The 17,662-nt window shown below is 37.5% G+C and carries 18 protein-coding genes and 1 pseudogene; 15 read left to right on the forward strand and 4 right to left on the reverse strand.

Features of this window, described 5'->3' with window-relative positions; translation table 11 throughout:
• Positions 1–6: 6 nt before the first annotated feature.
• Complete coding sequence (locus A3835_07285) at positions 7–681, forward strand: phenylalanyl-tRNA synthetase subunit alpha (protein ID ORI07357.1); 675 nt, start codon at positions 7–9, stop codon at positions 679–681.
• Here A3835_07285 and A3835_07290 read toward each other — a convergent pair.
• Genes A3835_07290 through A3835_07300 form a run of 3 tightly spaced genes read right to left on the reverse strand, consistent with a single transcriptional unit; the run spans position 678 to position 3,159 of the window.
• The gene (locus A3835_07290; protein ORI07358.1) at positions 678–1,340 is read right to left on the reverse strand and encodes a hypothetical protein; all 663 of its coding nucleotides are present in this window, start codon (positions 1,338–1,340) and stop codon (positions 678–680) included. The genes A3835_07285 and A3835_07290 overlap by 4 nt on opposite strands.
• Positions 1,341–1,342: 2 nt before the next feature.
• Positions 1,343–2,326: a two-component sensor histidine kinase gene (locus tag A3835_07295; GenBank protein ORI07359.1), complete on the reverse strand. Its 984-nt coding sequence runs from the start codon at positions 2,324–2,326 to the stop codon at positions 1,343–1,345.
• Entirely contained in the window at positions 2,323–3,159 is an 837-nt protein-coding gene (locus A3835_07300) for an ATPase (protein ORI07360.1), read from the reverse strand. The genes A3835_07295 and A3835_07300 overlap by 4 nt, the downstream gene beginning before the upstream one ends.
• 110 nt (positions 3,160–3,269) lie before the next feature.
• Here A3835_07300 and A3835_07305 point away from each other — a divergent pair, with 110 nt between their 5' ends.
• The 4 genes from A3835_07305 (at position 3,270) to A3835_07320 (ending at position 7,289) form a co-directional block, all read left to right on the forward strand.
• Positions 3,270–4,601: an aminotransferase gene (locus A3835_07305; GenBank protein ID ORI07361.1), complete on the forward strand. Its 1,332-nt coding sequence runs from the start codon at positions 3,270–3,272 to the stop codon at positions 4,599–4,601.
• Positions 4,598–5,344 (forward strand): hydroxymethylpyrimidine/phosphomethylpyrimidine kinase, encoded by a 747-nt coding sequence (locus A3835_07310; protein ID ORI07362.1) that lies wholly within the window; start codon positions 4,598–4,600, stop codon positions 5,342–5,344. Before A3835_07305 ends, A3835_07310 begins: the two co-directional genes overlap by 4 nt.
• The gene (locus A3835_07315) at positions 5,337–5,942 is read left to right on the forward strand and encodes a thiamine phosphate synthase (protein ID ORI07363.1); all 606 of its coding nucleotides are present in this window, start codon (positions 5,337–5,339) and stop codon (positions 5,940–5,942) included. The genes A3835_07310 and A3835_07315 overlap by 8 nt, the downstream gene beginning before the upstream one ends.
• Before the next feature lie 69 nt (positions 5,943–6,011).
• Positions 6,012–7,289, forward strand: a complete 1,278-nt coding sequence (locus tag A3835_07320) for an aminotransferase (protein ORI07364.1) — start codon at positions 6,012–6,014, stop codon at positions 7,287–7,289.
• 37 nt (positions 7,290–7,326) lie between these two features.
• Here the strand turns inward: A3835_07320 and A3835_07325 are convergent, their stop codons facing one another.
• Complete coding sequence (locus tag A3835_07325) at positions 7,327–8,433, reverse strand: rod shape-determining protein RodA (protein ID ORI07365.1); 1,107 nt, start codon at positions 8,431–8,433, stop codon at positions 7,327–7,329.
• Positions 8,434–8,485: 52 nt separating this feature from the next.
• On the opposite strand from A3835_07325, the gene A3835_07330 reads away from it, so the two are divergent.
• The 10 genes and pseudogenes from A3835_07330 to A3835_07375 all read left to right on the forward strand — a co-directional run bounded on the left by A3835_07330 (position 8,486) and on the right by A3835_07375 (position 17,653).
• Entirely contained in the window at positions 8,486–9,457 is a 972-nt protein-coding gene (locus tag A3835_07330) for a pseudouridine synthase (GenBank protein ID ORI07366.1), read from the forward strand.
• A gap of 61 nt (positions 9,458–9,518) precedes the next feature.
• On the forward strand, positions 9,519–10,064 hold the full coding sequence (locus A3835_07335; protein ID ORI07470.1) for a diaminopimelate decarboxylase: 546 nt from the start codon (positions 9,519–9,521) through the stop codon (positions 10,062–10,064).
• Positions 10,065–10,182: 118 nt separating this feature from the next.
• Positions 10,183–10,596 (forward strand): hypothetical protein, encoded by a 414-nt coding sequence (locus A3835_07340; GenBank protein ORI07471.1) that lies wholly within the window; start codon positions 10,183–10,185, stop codon positions 10,594–10,596.
• Complete coding sequence (locus tag A3835_07345; GenBank protein ID ORI07367.1) at positions 10,596–11,783, forward strand: tRNA (guanine(46)-N(7))-methyltransferase; 1,188 nt, start codon at positions 10,596–10,598, stop codon at positions 11,781–11,783. The genes A3835_07340 and A3835_07345 overlap by 1 nt, the downstream gene beginning before the upstream one ends.
• A complete protein-coding gene (locus tag A3835_07350; GenBank protein ID ORI07368.1) occupies positions 11,767–12,438 on the forward strand; it encodes an ABC transporter ATP-binding protein in 672 nt (223 codons plus the stop codon). The genes A3835_07345 and A3835_07350 overlap by 17 nt, the downstream gene beginning before the upstream one ends.
• Positions 12,425–13,240 carry a cell division protein FtsX gene (locus A3835_07355; GenBank protein ORI07369.1) on the forward strand — a complete coding sequence of 272 codons (816 nt, stop codon included), beginning with the start codon at positions 12,425–12,427 and terminating at the stop codon, positions 13,238–13,240. Before A3835_07350 ends, A3835_07355 begins: the two co-directional genes overlap by 14 nt.
• Positions 13,237–14,454, forward strand: a complete 1,218-nt coding sequence (locus tag A3835_07360) for a peptidase M23 (protein ORI07370.1) — start codon at positions 13,237–13,239, stop codon at positions 14,452–14,454. The genes A3835_07355 and A3835_07360 overlap by 4 nt, the downstream gene beginning before the upstream one ends.
• Before the next feature lie 73 nt (positions 14,455–14,527).
• Positions 14,528–15,243 (forward strand): annotated as a pseudogene (locus tag A3835_07365) (UMP kinase).
• An 18-nt stretch (positions 15,244–15,261) separates the two neighbouring features.
• Positions 15,262–15,477, forward strand: a complete 216-nt coding sequence (locus A3835_07370; GenBank protein ORI07371.1) for a DNA-directed RNA polymerase subunit omega — start codon at positions 15,262–15,264, stop codon at positions 15,475–15,477.
• Complete coding sequence (locus A3835_07375) at positions 15,464–17,653, forward strand: bifunctional (p)ppGpp synthase/hydrolase (protein ORI07372.1); 2,190 nt, start codon at positions 15,464–15,466, stop codon at positions 17,651–17,653. Before A3835_07370 ends, A3835_07375 begins: the two co-directional genes overlap by 14 nt.
• Positions 17,654–17,662 lie beyond the last annotated feature (9 nt).

Below are 17,662 nucleotides of genomic sequence, written 5' to 3' on the forward strand. Positions count from 1 at the left end.
AAAGCGATGTTTTTAGATAAGCTTGGTGTAGATAAAAGTAACTGGAGCGAGCTTTTTAGCGCATGTGTTGGCAAAGCGACATTACTTCAAAAACGTGCATTTAAACTACTTGTTGAAGGTAGCAATTGGCAGGTTGATTTTGATAGTGGTAAAATTTACTTTGATGGGCGTGAGTTTGACATGCAGTTTATCGGCTCTGAAAGCTTCTCGTCAAATACGTGGCTTTGGGGTTATGAAAATATAAATGGCTTTGATGAGCGGTTGCTCGGGCTTGCAAATAAAGCACGTGAGTTTGGCGAAAAATTTGGACTTAGTGCATTTAGCAGGCCACAATTTGAGCTAGATGAAAATTTAAATGGTCACACGATTAGTATGATCCTTTGCACCGCTTTTGATGAGCAAAATTATTATAGGATAGAGTACGATGGTGGTGCGGCATACGTAGCGTTTAGATCAGATGCTGTCTTTGAAGAGCCAGTGCTAGCAAATGAGCTTTTGAGCGTAGTAAATGAGTGTTTAAGCACTTACGATCTAGATCACAAAATCCTTGTCAAAGGACTTTTGCTAAGCTGTGATATGAAATTTAGCGAAAGTCCTAATGAGATCGTAGCGAATAAAAACGAGCTTAGCTTTAAATTTGACGAGCTAAATAGGCTCATAAATATTTCAAGCAAGCTTTAAAATTTAATACTCTTTACCACATCAGCACCAAGTGCTAGCTTCATATGAAGAGAAAACATCTCGTGGTAAAAGTCGCCATTGTGTCCTGGTATGTCATATGTTTGCGTAAGATCAAACGGTACGATAACTCTTGATTTTTTATTGTATTCATTGGCTCGTAGCTTAAGATAACTAACGCACTGATAAACGCACATATCAGTGCAATCCCCAGTGACTATAAAGGTGTCTAGCTCCGGATGCTCTTCTAAAAATTTCTCAAATTCTTTATTAAACGCAATGCTTAAAGAGTTTTTATAAAATGCTTTGATCTCTTTAAAAAAGCTTAGATTTTCTATCTCTTTTACAGTTTTTATCTCATTTGTATCAAGCACTGCGTGAGGTAAAAAGGTCTCAAATTCTTTTGAATCACTGGTGTGCCTATCTTCTATAAGAATAAAATTTCTAAAGCCAAAATCTCTCCACGCTCTATCAAAAAGTGTCGCGATCCCTTTTGATAAGGCGGCTACTCTTTGACTAGCGAGCGCACCACTTCCAGCAAAAGCCTCTATCATATCGATACAGATAAATGCAACGTTTTTTGCTCCATCATTTGAAATTTCTCTCAAGTCAAGCGTTTGAAGAGATTTTTTAAATGTCTCAAGTTCGTTTTGTATGTTCATTCTTACTCCTTTATTGGTAAATTTATGCAAAATGTTTTTGGATTTAGCGTGATCTCGATGCTACCTTTGTGAGCCTGCACTATCTGTAAACAAAGGTGCAAACCAAGGCCATTGCCTTTTAGCTTGCTACTTTTAAATGGCTCAAAAACTATAGCCTGATCTTTGATGGGCTCACCACTATCATAGACAATAAATTTATGTTCTTGTGGTGTTTTTTCATAGCTTAAAATGATCTCTCCCCCATCATCATCGCTCTCTTCGATGGCATCAATGGCGTTAAATAAAATATTTTGAAAGACGATGGTTAGTAGATCAAGGTCGCCCATATATTTGCCATCTGGAAATTCTAGGCTAAATTTAATATCCTTTGAATAGTCGTAAAAATTTATAGCCTCTTCGCACTCTTTTTTAAGCTGCGAAAAGTCAAAAATTTGCGTATTTATATTAAGACCTTTTGTAAAAAGTAGTGTGGCTTTGATTATACGTTCGACTCGCCATGTAGCTTTTTGTATTTGATTTACGATAGGCTGTATGCGCTCATCGGCTCTTTTAAGTAGTGTTGATGCTAAAAGCGAGATAGAGCCTACTGGATTTCTGATCTCGTGGGCTAGGTGAGCTGCTACTTGGCCCATGGAGGCAAGACGCTCGGTGCGTTTTTCTACTGTTATGTTTGTTGCAGAGATTATTAGTTTATTGTCTTTAGAGCTTGTTTTAAAAAGATAAATTTGCCCATCTACATTTATCTCGCCCTCTTTTTTTGGTATCTCTTTAAAAATTTTACCAAGTCTTACTGCCTCTGAGTTTTGTAAAAAAATCTCATCATTTTCATCTAACACCCAGATAGCATTTGGCAGAATTTCCACAATATCTTTAATGAAATTTTGCAAGTTTGCATAAGATGATGTTAAATTTTTATATTCGTTTTCTATCAGATAAGTCTGCTCTATCAGGCTTTTTAAGCCAGCTTGGATATCGTGTTCGTTCATTTTAAAAGTTCCTCAAAATCGCTAATTTCATAAAGCCTTAGCCTTTCATCCTTTAGATTTCTTAGCTCGCTACTAAATCCACTCTTTGAAAAAAGAGCAATAATATCTGGCTTGATATTTAGTTTTTCGCATTTTTTTAATAGTAAATTTAGCACGTTTTTACAAACCTTTCTCTCTTTGTACTTTGCCTCGCCGACTATGATCTTGCCGCCTATATTTAATAGCATATCAAGCTCTATATTCCTGCTCCAAAAGCTACTTAAAAATATGCCATTAATCAGAAATTTTTTTGCCATGAGTTCACCGCATAAAATTTCAAATCCAAGGCTTGCATATTCGTCAAATTCATTTTTTATAATGGCTAAAATTTCATCATTTTTACCAGCTTTTAGCAAGCTTAAATTTGGCTCTATAAATCTAAACCAAAACCTTGAAAAATGGCTATTAAAATGTATTTTATCCTCAATTTTATAGCCTCTTTCTTCTTTTTTTAGCATTTGGTTTTTTGATCTTTTTGGTAAAACTTCTCTACTTTTTTCTAGCAGTAAAAAATTCTTTTCAAAAAGCTTTGCATAGACTTTGCTAGCTAGGCTTTGAGGTAAAATTTTATTTACATTAAATTTTTTTCTATCGCTTCGTGCGAGTTTTATGAGGGCAGATTTTATAGCATCGTTTGTATCGGATTCGAAGTAAAATTTTGGCATCAAGGCTAAGAAGTTATTTAAAATTTCAGCCTCGATTGCTTCAAAAACATCATAATATGAGTGCTTTAAATCAAACTCATCAAAGACGAGATGAAATTTAATAAGTTCATTTATATCAAGGTGTTTCATTCGCTCAAATGTCGATTTTAAAGCTTTTATATCGGCTCCTTTATTTGTGCATTGTAGTATATTTTAGCTAAAGTAATCTATAATGCTAAGCAAAAAACAAGGGTTGTGATTTGGTAAATTTAGAGCATATTAGAGAAAATATAATTTTAAAAAATGGCATTTATTATTTTGACTTTACAGCTTCAGGACTAGCTTATAAACCTATCGAAGATGAGATGGCAAAAATACTCCAAACATACGCAAATACGCACTCTATCAGCTCATCAAACGCCTATAAAACCGCTCAAACTTATGAAGATTCAAGACGTGAATTAAAAAGCTTACTAGGACTTGATGATAGTTTTTATCTTTTTGCTTGTGGCAATGGAGCTACCGGCGCGATAAAGAAATTTCAAGAAATTTTAGGAATTTATGCACCGCCAGCATTAAAAAAAAGATATGCCCTAAAGCCAGATGAAAATTCTCCACTTGTGGTGCTTGGCCCTTATGAGCATCATTCAAATGAGATAAGCTTTAGGCAAGCACTTTGTGAGGTTGAGCGTATCAGGCTTGATAAAAATGGAGGGATCGACTTTAATCATTTGGAGCAAATTTTAAGGATAAATGTCGGTCGTGAGATCATCGCAACTTTTAGTGTGGCTTCAAATGTGACGGGGGTTTTGAGCGACTACCGCAAAATTTACACTCTTATAAAATCTTATGGTGGCATTGTGGCATTTGATGCTGCAAGCTTTAGTGCTTATGGAAATATTGATTGTGACTATTTCGATGCTCTTTTTTTATCTCCTCATAAATTACTTGGTGGAGTTGGAAGTTGTGGGCTTCTTGCTATAAAAAAGATATTTGCAAACTCAGATGAGCCGACATTTGCTGGTGGTGGAACGGTAAGTTATGTTAGCAAAAACTACGCTATTTTTGTAAAAGATAGTGAGCAGCTAGAAGAGGCTGGCACTCCGCCTATTTTAGGACTTATAAGGGCAAATTTGGCTTATAGGCTAAGAAATGAGATAGGATTTGGGACAATATATGAAAACGAAAGCGAGCTTGGAGAGTATTTGGAAAAAAGACTAGCAGAAATTCCTGAGCTTACGTGCTATCATCCAAATAACATAAAGCGTTTGCCGATATTTTCTTTTAACGTAACTGGTGTTTCGCCTTATGAATTAGCCAAAGTTTTAAGCAAAGAATATGGCATTCAAACGCGTGCAGGATGTTCTTGCGCTGGGCCATATGGACATGATCTGCTTCATTTAAAAGAAGATGCACTTTTTACTCATAAGCCAGGCTGGGTAAGGGCTGGACTCCACTATACGCATACGCTAAAGGACGTGGATTATTTAGTAGATGCATTAAAAAGTAGCATTAAAAAGTATTCAAGTAGTTGGAAAGTTGATGATCCTTTTAGTGTTGATAAAATTTCAGGTTGCAAAGGAGATAGATGAAAAATATACTAATCATTGCAGGAAGTGATAGTATTGGTGGCGCTGGCGTGCAGGCTGATATTAAGACATGCGAGGCATTTTCTTGCTATGCAGCGACAGCCATTACAGCTCTTACAGCACAAAATACAAATGGTGTTAGCAATATCTTTGCTACAAATATTACAAATCTAAATGAGCAGATCAAAATGGTAGACGAAGAGCTAAACATAGATGCCATAAAGGTTGGTATGCTTTTTAATAAAGAGCTTATATCTTGCGTTGGTTCTTGGCTTGAAAAATTTCATAAGCAAGGCATTAAAATAGTAATAGACCCAGTTTGCGTAGCAAAATCAGGCTCAAAGCTTCTTGAAGATGACGCGATAGCAAGCTTAAAAGAGCTTTTTAAATTTGCAGACATTATCACGCCAAATATCGATGAAGCCAAAGTTTTGGAGCTTGATAGTAAAAATTTACCTTGCGATATGATCTTAAAGCGAAGCACGGTTGCAGAAATTTGTGAAGATACTCTTTTTAAAAAAAATGGTGACGTGCTTAAATTTAAAGAGCCACTAATAAAACCAGAGATCATTCACGGGGCTGGATGTAGCTTTGCGAGTGCGCTGGCCTGCTTGCTAGCAAATGGACACACAAAAGAAGAGGCTATAAAAGTAGCCAAAAGATACATTTTAAATGCTATTAAAAATGCAATTACGACAAAATTTGGCAAACGTCTACTAAATCATAAAGTTGGCATAAGTGATTGAAATTTATGCGATTAGCGACGATGTGTTGATGCCTGAAAATTTAGCCTTGCAATACACTAAAGAAATTTTAGAGTGTGGGGTGAAATTTTTTCAATTTCGCTCTAAAAAAATACCCAAAGATGAGAGGCTAGCTAGTGAAATTTTCAACTTATGCGAAAAATTTGGAGCCAGATTTATCGTAAATGATGATATTTTATTTGCATCTCGTATAGGGGCAAAGTCTGTGCACTTAGGAAAAGATGATGCAAGCATAAAAGAGGCGTTTGAAATTTTAGGGGATGATGCGTATGTTGGCGTTAGCTGCTATGATAGCTTGGAGCTTGCTATTAAGGCAAAACAAAATGGTGCTAGCTATGTAGCTTTTGGAGCGATGTTTAAAAGCTCTACAAAGCCAAATGCGCCGCTTTGCAAGGCCCAAACCATATCACAAGCAAAAGAAATGGGAATGAATGTGTGTGTCATAGGAGGCATAAACTTTAGCAACATTGCAAGTGTCGCTAAAGTAAAGCCAGACATGGTCGCCTTAATATCTGCTATCTATAAAGATGGCACGATAAAGAAAAATATAGAAAATTTACAAAGAAATTTATTGCTGTAAAAGACACTCGTTTTGCAAGATTTTTTATTAAAATTTAATTATAATCCCTGCTTTAAAAAAAGGAAAACATTGCTAAATATCGATGAAGTAAGAAAAAATATCATTTTAAAAGAGGGTCTTTACTATTTTGACTACACAGCTTCAGGTCTTGCTTATAAACCCATCGAAGATGAAATTTTAAAATTTTTAAAAACCTACGCAAACACTCACTCAGATAGTAGTTCAAGCGCGTTGCTAACGCAAAAATACTATGAAAATGCAAGGGCTGAATTAAAAAGCTTATTAGGCCTTGACGATAGTTTTTATCTTATCGCGACTGGTCAAGGAGCAACGGCTGCGATAAAGAAATTTCAGGAGATAATGGGAATTTATATCTCACCAGCCACAAGAGCTTTGATCGGCGAAGCAAATTTAAGAAATTTAAACTTGCCATTAGCGATCATTGGCCCTTATGAGCATCACTCTGTTGAAGTTAGCCTAAGAGAAGGGCTTTGTGATATAAAACGTATAGAGCTTGATGAAAATAATGAGATAGATTATGCGATGCTTGAGAATACATTAAAGCAAAATGCAAAAAGAAAGATAATAGCTAGCTTTAGTGCTGCCTCAAACGTCACTGGCGTTAAAACTGATTATAAAAAAATTTACTCGCTGATTAAAAAATATAATGGTATTTTGGCTCTTGATGTGGCCACTCTTAGTGCTTATGAAAATGTTGATTGCAGATATTTTGACGCACTGTTTCTCTCGCCTCACAAACTACTTGGAGGAGTTGGGAGTTGTGGGCTTTTGGCTATCAAAAAAGAGCTTTGTAAAAATTTGCCTACATTTGCAGCAGGAGGCACAGTCAAGTACGTAAGCAGGACATCGCATATTTTTACTAATGAAGTTGAAAATTTAGAAGAGGGCGGCACGCCACCGATAATGCAGCTAATGCGTGCAAATTTAGCCTACAAGCTAAGAAATGAGATCGGACTTAATAATATAAAAGTAGCTGAATGTGAGCTAGGCGAGATGTTTTGCAAAGAGCTAGAAAAAATAGATGAGGTGATAAATTATTGCCCTGAAAATTTAGACAGATTGCCCATTTTTGCATTTAATGTAAAAGGCATTTCACCTTATGATTTTGCTACTAGTTTAAGTAGTGATTTTGGTATACAAACGCGTGCGGGCTGTGATTGTGCTGGGCCGTATGGACATGATTTGCTTAATTTAAAAGATAATACCATTTTTGACGAAAAACCTGGCTGGGTACGTGTTAGCATTCACTACACACATACAAAAGAGGATATAAAATATCTTATAAATACCATAAAATCTTGCATCAAAAAGCACAAAGAAGGATAGAGCAAAAACTATATGCTTGATATTTGTGGAGAAAATTTTAGAAGTGAATTTTTATAAAGCTATAAGTTCTATCAAATCTAAAAGTTAGCAAATTTTGCAAAATTCCAAAAAGCACCATAAATGTAACAAAGCTGCTTCCGCCATAGCTAAAAAATGGTAGCGGCACACCTACAACTGGTGCAAAACCGATCGTCATTGAGACATTTACACCCACATAAACGAAAATAAGTGCAGCAATCCCCGTGGTGGTAACTTGTGTAAAATAGTCGTTTTTTAGGCCGTAATTTAAACTTAAAAGATGTGTTATAAGCGCTCCATAAAGCCCCAGCAAAAGCAGCGCCCCATAAAAGCCAAAACGCTCGATATTATAAGCAAAGATGAAGTCACTTGTGGCGATTGGCAAAAATTTAAAGTGCGTCTGCGTTGCCTCGTCCTTTGGCTTGCCTTTTAGCCCGCCGCTACCTATGGCAATGATACTTTGCTTTACGTGATAGCTTGGCTCTTCGGCGATGAAGTCGTGGATCCTCTTTTTTTGATAATCATGCAAATTTTCATACAAAACCGGCGCCAAAAAGCCTATGGCAAGGATGATACATATCCAAATTTTCTTATTTACGCCGATTACAAAAAGGATGGTGTAGCCAACTATCAAAAGTATGAGCGCGGTGCCAAGATCTGGCTCTTTCATGATGAGCGCAAAAGGCAAAAGGATGTAAAAACTAAGCCTTAAAAAGTCTTTTAGCCCGTATCCATCGGCCTCTGGCGGGCGCTGCTTGACGAGATAGGCTAGCATCAGCAAAAAGGCTGGCTTCATGAGCTCTGAGGGCTGAAGCGTGAAGTGAACGAAGGGAATTTCCAGCCAACGCCTAGCTCCAAGCTTGCTAACGCCAAAGATATCAACGCTTAAAAGCAGCACGATGCAGATCCAGTAAAACATCGGAATGATCCAGTCTATGCGCCTAATAGGCAGCAAAAATGCTATGAAAAATGAGACAAATCCTATGCCAAAATATACAAGCTGTTTGTTTGCCAAAATGTCGTTTGCTTCGGAAACTAGGATGTATGAGATGGCTATGATTGGGATGATTAAAAACGGCTGAATAAAATCAAAATGTGTTAAAATACGCCGATCTAGTTTTATCAAGAAGCAAACCTTAATTTTTGGGCTAGATTATATCACAAACAAGGCTTTGATTTTGGTTAAATTTAATGTTTTAAACAGCTCAAGACTCGATGTTGCAGTGGCACAAGAGCTTCAAATTTCACGTAATCAAGCTTTAAATTTGATAAAAGGTTCTCTTATAAACGTAAATTTAAAACCAGTTTCAAAACCAAGCTTTTTGTTAAGTGAAAACGATGAAATTTGCGTAAATTTCGCCCCAAAAAAAGAGGTGCAAAACGAGTATGAAGTAAATTTTGATATCCCAATTATCTACGAAGACGATGATCTAATAGTGCTAAACAAGCCACCTCAAATCGTCGTTCATCAAGCTCCAAGTGTAAAAGAGGCGACACTTGTTGAGTGGCTAAATAAAAAGGGATTTATGCTCTCAAATTTAAATGGCGACGTAAGAGCTGGCATCGTCCACCGCCTAGATAAGGGTACAAGTGGCGCTATCGTCATTGCTAAAAATAACTTCACCCACGCAAAACTAAGCGAGCAGCTAAGCGATAAGAGTATGGGGCGAATTTATCTAGCTCTCACCGATCTGCCGTTAAAAGAGGATGTCATCATCGAAAAGCCAATCGGCAGAAACCCAAACAACCGCCTAAAAAAAGCGATCGTTGCGGACGCTAAATTTGCAAAAAGTGCCTTTGTAAATTTGCTAAGTGAAAATGGCATAAATTTAATAGCAGCAAAACTTTTTACAGGTAGGACTCATCAGATAAGAGTGCACCTATCTAGCATAAACCGCCATATTTTAGGCGATGATTTATACGGATTTAAGAGCCAAGGCGATAAAATAAGCAGAGTTATGCTTCACGCTTATATGCTTTATTTTATCCATCCACGAACTGGCAAAAGGGTGGAATTTATCGCAAAAACGTATGATGACTTTAACCAAATAATTTACAAAAAAATTCCTAAGGAGATTTTTGATGAAAAAATTTGCCCTACGCATATTGACACCATTTTTAGCAGCTTTCTTGGCGGGATGCGGCTCTAGCGTACCGACTCAGCAAAGTGTGTCACTGCCTACGATTACAAGTTTAAAAACTATTTCAGATATGACAGAAGTTGGCTTCGAGTGGAATCCAGTGACCGATGAGAGCGTCGTTGGCTACTATCTTTACCGCTCAAATCCAAATGATGCAAACTCAAAAATGCAACTAGTTGCAAACATAAAAGACCGCTTTGCAACGCACTATGTGGATCGTGATCTAGCTCCAGAGACAACTTACTCATACCAAATGAGAACCTACTCAAGTAATGCCATCTCTCAACCAGGCACGATCGCAACAGCAACCACAAAGCCACTGCTTGACTCAGTACCGTTTTCGCAAGCTATTACAGGGCTTCCAGGACGCGTGAAAGTGATTTGGAGACCACATCCTGATAGCACCGTGGCAAGCTATATCATTCAAAGAAGTGATGCAGAAGCTAATAAATTTAGCCAAATCGCAGAGGTAAATGGCAGACTAAACGCCGAGTATATCGATACTGAGGTAAAACCTGGTAAGTCTTATGAGTATAGAATTTTAGTTAAAACTTCTTCAGGCGTTGTTTCAAAACCAAGTCAAAACATAAGTGCAACGACAAAGGAGTTACCCTAAATCAGTAACAAACCTTAAGGCAACAAAAAATGCACCAAAAAAGATAATTTTAACTTGGGATTACGTGCCAGCTGAGGATTTTGCTTATTTTAAGGTTTATAGGACAGTGAGTAAAATTTTGCCTTACACATATCTGGCAAAAACGACTAGCAACACCTATGAAGATCTCATAAACACAAATGCGGCAACAAGGTATTACAGAGTCACAGCAGTCGATAAAGACGGCCTTGAGAGCTTAAAACAAGAAGAGCCAATCGTGGGGATAACACTTGGTGCGCCAAAGACTCCAAATATTAGCGCTAGCTACGATGGTAGCGGAGTAAATGTAAATTGGAGTGCAGTTGATAGAGCTAGTTCGTACACTGTTTATAGAAGTGGCGCAAGTGAGAAAATTTTTAGTGGCATAGATGGTACTGGACTTAGAGATGATAGCGTGCAAAAAGGAGCTAGCTATTCTTACAGCGTCGTAGCTATCGATGAGTACGGCATCGCCTCTGATAAGTCATCAAAAGCGGAAGTTAGCATAAAATAATGCCAAATTTCATAGCTTCGTCTTTAAAAGAGCTCTCATTTCCATTTGGTAATGACAAAGTCAAATTTCTTTGGCAGGCAAATGGGCGAAACGAGAGGCTTATCTACACAAAAAATGAAGAAGAGAGTTTTTTTCTAGTCGTAAAACCCGGTAAAAATGGCATCGTCGTAAAAGGTGAAAAGCTTACAAAGCCAGCTAAAGTTGGTCTTTTGCAAGAGGCACTTGAGCTTTTTAAAGAGCAAAATTGCAATAATGTAATCAGTCAAGCATTTGCCGTAAAAAAGACAAATTTGACTAAAAAAGTGAGTGAAATTTTAAGCCTTGAAGAATTTGTGCCAGCATTTTGCGAGCTAAAAGATAAATTTAAAGAGATTTTCATCGAGATCGGCTTTGGTTCTGGTAGACACTTGCTTTATCAAGCTAAAAACAATCCAAATGCTTTGGTTATAGGCATTGAAGTCTATAAACCAAGTATCGAGCAAGTAGCAAAGTTAGCCAAGGCAAATGACCTAGAAAACGTGCGTCTAATAAACACTGACGCCAGACTTTTACTCTCTCTCGTTGGCTCAAATTTAGTTGATAGAGTCTTTTTGCATTTTCCAGTGCCTTGGGATAAGGCTGAGCATAGACGTGTGGTTTCGTCGGCGTTTGCGCTTGAGTGCGAGAGGATACTAAAAGTTGGTGGTAAATTTGAGCTAAGGAGTGATAGCAAGGAGTATTGCGACTTTAGTTTGAGTAAATTTTTAGAGCCCACAAACTCAAAGATAGAGGCTTTTAAAAATAGAAATTTAGAAGTAACAAGCAAGTATGAAGATCGCTGGAGACGCCAAGATAAGGACATTTACGATGTCATTTATACTTGTGAGGTTGAAAGTAGTGAGAGCGTTTTGGCTGGGGATTTTAGCTTTAAAGAAAAGACAAACGTAAAAAATATCATTAAAAATTTTAAAAATTTCATCATCAAAAAAGAGGATCATTTTTTACATTTTGAGGAAATTTACACCATAAGTGGGGTTGAAATTTTGCTAAAAGTCGCCTTTGGAGCGTTTAACAAACCAGAGCAGTGTTTTATCAAAATAAGCGATGAGAAAAGCGAATATTTTATAAAAAAACCGATCTTAATACGTGAAAATTTAGCAGCACACGAGCTTTTAAAGGAGTATTTGGCTGATGCAAGAGATAATTAGTGCAAGAAATTTGAGCCTAGCTTATGAACGCGATGAAATCGTAATTAATAGCGTAAATTTAGATATTTATGCAAATGATTTTGTCTTTATCACAGGCAAGAGTGGAAGTGGAAAAAGCACGCTTTTAAAATCATTTTATGGAGAAATTTCACCCCTTGCTGGAGAGCTAAATGTCTGCATGACACAAATGGATGACATCGACGATAAAAGACTTTGTGAGCTTAGGCAGCGAGTTGGCATTATATTTCAAAATTATCGTTTGATAAATGAATGGAATGTCGAAAGAAACGTCATGTTGCCACTCATCATCAAAGGCATCAATCAAAATGTGAGTAAAAAGCAAGTAGCGAAGCTTTTAAAACATGTAAATATGCTTCATAAAGCTGATAAATATCCAATGGAGCTAAGCGGTGGTGAGCAGCAAAGAGTAGCGATGGCAAGGGCTTTGGCTCACAATCCAAATTTGCTCTTATGCGACGAGCCAACGGGAAATTTAGACGAATACTCAAGCGACGTAATCTGGTCGCTTCTAAAATCAGCCAGAGAATTTCTAGGCACAAGCGTCGTCGTGGTGACGCATCACATCCCATCGACGCTTCGCATCCCATACCGCCACTTCGTCATAGAAAATGGAGGCGTGCATGAGATCGCTTAAAAATCATCTTGGATTCATCTTGCCGCTGATCGCGCTTTTGTTTTCCGTGCAGTTTAGCCTAACTGCTGATAAGGTTGTAAGAGATTATGAAAGACTCATGGGAAACGACTACAACATCGTCATAGTTTCAAGTAAAGAGCTAAGTGATGCTATGCTAAAGCCAGTTGTTAGCAACTTGGCTAGCATTGAACCGCTGAGTCCGCAAAAAATCATCGACCGCCTCTCAAATGACATCTCTGCTAAAAATTTGTCCATACTGCAAAATGCACTACCTAAATTTTACTCACTAAAACTTAGCGAATTTCCGACACCGCAGTACATGGATGAGCTAAAGCAAAAACTTTTAAAATTTGATGGCATCACAAAGGTTGAGACATTTTCAAAGACTCACGATAAGGTCTTTAAAATACTAAATTTAGCCAAAAGTATATCGTATGCTTTTATGGCGATACTTTGCGTAATAGGGCTTATGCTTATGCTAAAGCAGGCTAAAATTTGGTTATTTGAGCACAGGGAGCGCATAGAGATCATGACGCTTTTTGGAGCACCTTTTTGGCTAAAATCAGCCATGCTTTACAAATCAGCCATAGTTGATAGCCTAGTTGCTACCGTTGCAGTCGGTGCATTTTTCTTTTTCTTGCCTGGTATTGAAATTTTTAGAGAAAATGCCGCAAGCATTGATGTGGTATTGCCTAGTCTTGATCCTTCAAGAGATATATTTATCCTTTTTGGCGTGGCTGTGGTTTTAAGCATTTTTGCTGTTAGTTTAGTGATGAGTAAGGCTAGAAAAAGCGCGATATGAGAAAAGGAATTTTTACATTTTTGCTAGCTTTTAGTCTAGCTTTTGCGTCAAATACCAAAGAGAAGATCAAAGACTCCAAAAACTCGCTAAGATCAAGTCAAGCGATGAGTGAGCAGCTTAGTAAAAAGCTAGATGATTTGGCTGGTGATATTGTAAATGGCGAGAAAAAACTTCGCGGTATAAGTGGCGATATCACAAATTTAAAAGGTCAAATTTCTGTACTTGAGACAAATGCCTCAAAAGCACTTCTTGAGCTTGATGACCTAACAAAACAAAACAAAGAGCTAGAGCGCACCCAAAAAGAGCTAGAGCAAAATATGATAAGGATCATCGCAGAAGATCTCTCATTTGATCTTATGATGTCAGCAAGCGATGGCAAACAAAGCGAAGAGAGCATCATCTCATCGCAAATTTTAACCAAACTAAACGCCATAGCAAAAGAGGACTTTAAAAGGCTTAGCCAGAACTACGAAGATACGATAGAAAAGATAAAAAACAAATCAAGCAAAATAAATGAGATAAACTCAAGCATAAAAAACTATAGACGCAAGCAAAATGATCTACAAAGTCTAGAGAGCACGCAGAAAAATACAATAAGCGGACTAAAGCGTGATAAAGAAATTTACAGCAAAAAGTTAGCCAAGCTTCAAGCCCAACAAGATGAGCTAAGAAAGACACTAGAACAGCTTGCTATCATGCAAAAGCAAGAGGATGAAGCCGCACGTGCAGCCAGAGAAAAGCAAGAAAGAGCGGCTAGCAAAGGTGACAAAAAAGGGTCAAAGAGCCAGCCAATGGGTGGGGGCTATCAAACAAGCTCAGTTAAGAGATACTCGGGCGCAAGGACGATCGCTCCACTTGATAGCTACTCTGTAAAGCAAAAATTTGGCAATTACGTAGATCCGATATATAACATCAAAATTTTTAACGAGTCAGTCGTGCTTCGCTCAAGCACCCCAGATGCGAAGGTAAAAAGCGTGCTAAATGGCAAGGTGGTCTTTGCTAAAGCGACCCCTATGCTTGAAAATGTCGTCATTATAGAAAATGAAAACGGCATACACACGATCTACGCCCACCTAAGCCAGATCGCGCCAACTGCAAAGGTCGGCTCGCTCGTGCAAAAAGGCTACGTCATAGGCCGAGTTAGAAACGATCTCACCTTTGAAGTAACGCAAAGAAACTACCATATCGACCCGCTTGAAATGATCTCAAAATAGTCACTTTGTAAGCGTTATTAGCTAAATTTAAAGCCTTTTTGGCTAAAATGCGTGAATTTCAAGGAGCATGACAATGAGTAAGAGAAAACGCGTATTGGTCAAATTTTCAGGCGAAGCTTGGCTGGAGAAAATGGTTTTGGCATAGACACAGCTGTGCTTAAATTTATAGCAAGCGAGATAAAAGAACTCATCGACAATGAGATCGAAGTTGGCATCGTGATAGGTGGTGGCAACATAGTGCGCGGTGTGAGCGCTGCAAAAGATGGTATCATCAAGCGAACAAGTGGCGATCACATGGGCATGCTAGCAACTGTTATAAATTCGATCGCAATGCGTGAAGCTTTAGAACGAAGTGGGCTAGAGGTAAGAGTGCAAAGTGCAATCAAAATGGAAGCGATCTGTGAGACTTTCATCGTTGGACGTGCGCAGCGCCATTTGGAAAAAGGCAGAGTTGTCATCTTTGCTGCAGGTACCGGCAATCCTTTCTTTACAACTGATACAGCAGCAACTTTAAGAGCTATTGAAATTGGCTCAGATATGATCATAAAAGCTACAAAGGTTGATGGCGTTTATGATAAAGACCCTAAAAAATTTAAAGATGCAAAACTTTTAAAATCACTAAACTACGAAAAGGCAATGAGCGATGATATCAAGGTTATGGACGATACTGCCATAGCTTTAGCAAAAGATAACTCACTGCCGATTTTGGTTTGTAATATGTTTAAGGCTGGAAATTTATTAAAAATAATAAATGAAGAAGAAGCAGCCCTATATTCAGTAGTAAAATAAATTTTAAAAAGGATAAATATGAGAACAGAACAAATAACAGCAAGAGCGTTAAAGCAAGTTGGTGATGATAGATATAAGCTTTCACTTATAGTTGCAAAGCGTGCAGAAGCACTGGCAAATGGAGCTCAAACTTTTGTTAATGCTGATACTTCAAAGATGAAATTTGCTGACATTGCGCTACTTGAAGTAGCTGAGGGCAAAATAGGCTTAGAGGCAATAGTTGAAGGAAAATAGTCTTTTTTTAGAGCAGCTAATAGAACAAATTTTACCTTGTAAAAATGTGTCAGAAGCTATAACGCTGCTCTTTTCTCTTTGCGAACGAAGTGAGAAATTAGACAAAGCTATAGATAGCTGTGTCACATCTCATGCCGGTCAATATCGCAAAAGTGGCGAGCCATACGCAATCCATCCTATCTTAGTAGCATCAATAGTAGCAAATATGGGTGGAGATGAGAGTATGGTCATAACTGCACTACTTCACGATGTAGTTGAAGATACTGAAGTTACGCTTAGTGAAGTCCAGGCTGAATTTGGTGATGAAGTGGCAAAACTGGTTGAGGGGCTTACAAAGATAGTTGCTATAAGAGAAAACAAGCTTGCAAGCTCAAGTAGTAACGAAAAACTAGCAAGCTCGGCGCTAACTTTTAGAAAAATGCTTTTAATCTCCATTGAGGATGTTAGAGTTCTTGTGGTTAAGCTTTGTGACAGGCTTCATAATATGCTAACCCTTGATGCATTAAAAGTAGAAAAACAAAAACGAATTGCTGAAGAGACGCTTATGGTCTATGCTCCGATTGCTCATAGGCTTGGAATTTCATCGATTAAAAATATACTTGAGGATCTAAGTTTTAAATATGCGATGCCAGAAGAATACGCCAAGATTGATAGTTTTTTAAATAAAAATAAGCAGCAGCTTAGCCTTAAGCTAAATGCTTTTTACGAGAAAGTAAATCAAATTTTGCTTGAAAATGGCTTTATTGAGGGCACTTTTGAGATACAAAAACGTATAAAGCATTACTATTCGATTTATTTAAAAATGCAAAGAAAAGGGATTTCGATTGAAGAGGTGCTTGATTTGCTCGCCATTAGAATTCTTGTGCAAAAGCCGCTTGATTGCTATCTTGCGCTTGGAAATTTGCATATAAATTTTAATCCTCTTATTTCGAGATTTAAGGATTATATTGCGCTTCCAAAGCAAAATGGCTATCAAACGATACATACAACTATTTTTGATAATAAGAGTATTTTTGAGGCACAAGTTCGTACTTACGATATGCACAAAACCGCTGAATACGGTGTCGCAGCTCACTGGAAATACAAAAATGGCGAGGGCAGTTTACTAAATCCAAAACTTGACTGGCTAAACGACATTGGTATGCAAAACAATGAAGCTGAAAGTAACGTCGAAGAGCTTTATGAATATGCAAAAGATAGTCTTTATATAGAAGATATTGCGGTCTATTCGCCAAAAGGTGAGGTTTTTACGCTTCCACGCGGGGCTACTGCACTTGATTATGCTTATGAGATTCACACGGAAATCGGACTTTACGCAAAAGAAGCTTATATAAATCGCGTCAGAATGCCACTTTTAACAGAGCTAAAAAACGGCGATATTGTAAGGATCGTAACTGGCGAGGAGGCAAAATTTCGCTGTTCGTGGATAAATAGCGTTCGAACTGGTAAAGCAAGGGCTACTATAAGAACATACTGCAAGCAAAAGATAAAAGATATAAATTATAAAATTGCAGTTGATATTTTAAAGTCGGTTTTTGGCGTTTCAAAAGATAGAATTTTAGACTGGATAGAGTATGAAAATTTAGGCAAAAAAGTTTTTCGTGCTGCAACTGAAAGCGATTTTTTGCAAGAGGTCGTAAATATGCTTAAAAAGTATATAAAAAAAGAGCGTCCTTTTATGATCTCTTTGGGAGACAAATATCAGGTTAAAAAGCAAAAATTTGAAAATATCGTAATCTATTCAAATCACAAAATTTCAAATGTCGAGTTTGACTATTGTTGTAACCCAAAAAGAGGCGATAGTATAGTTGGCTTTAAAAATGGGCACAATGTGACAGTGCACCACAAACTTTGTGAGCGTGCTGGAAAGCTTATGGATAAGGGCAATGAGATCATCTTTGTCAAATGGACTAGAAATGCCCCACATAGATATAAAATTTTATTAAATCTTGAGAACCGAAAAGGTGCGTTGGCTGAATTTTTAACATATCTTGCTAGACTAGATGTAAATTTGGCTACAATCTCGCTAAACGAAGCAAATGACCTTAGCGGTGACACATTTGAGATAAGTGTTGAGATAGCCGAAAACATCGATGCAAACGAGCTAAGAGAGAAGATCAAAGATAGATATAAGATTATAGATTTTGTTTCGCAAAGCGATCCATACCATAACTAGGAGAAAGAT

This window comes from Campylobacter concisus, from assembly GCA_002092835.1.
Classification (GTDB): domain Bacteria; phylum Campylobacterota; class Campylobacteria; order Campylobacterales; family Campylobacteraceae; genus Campylobacter_A; species Campylobacter_A concisus_K.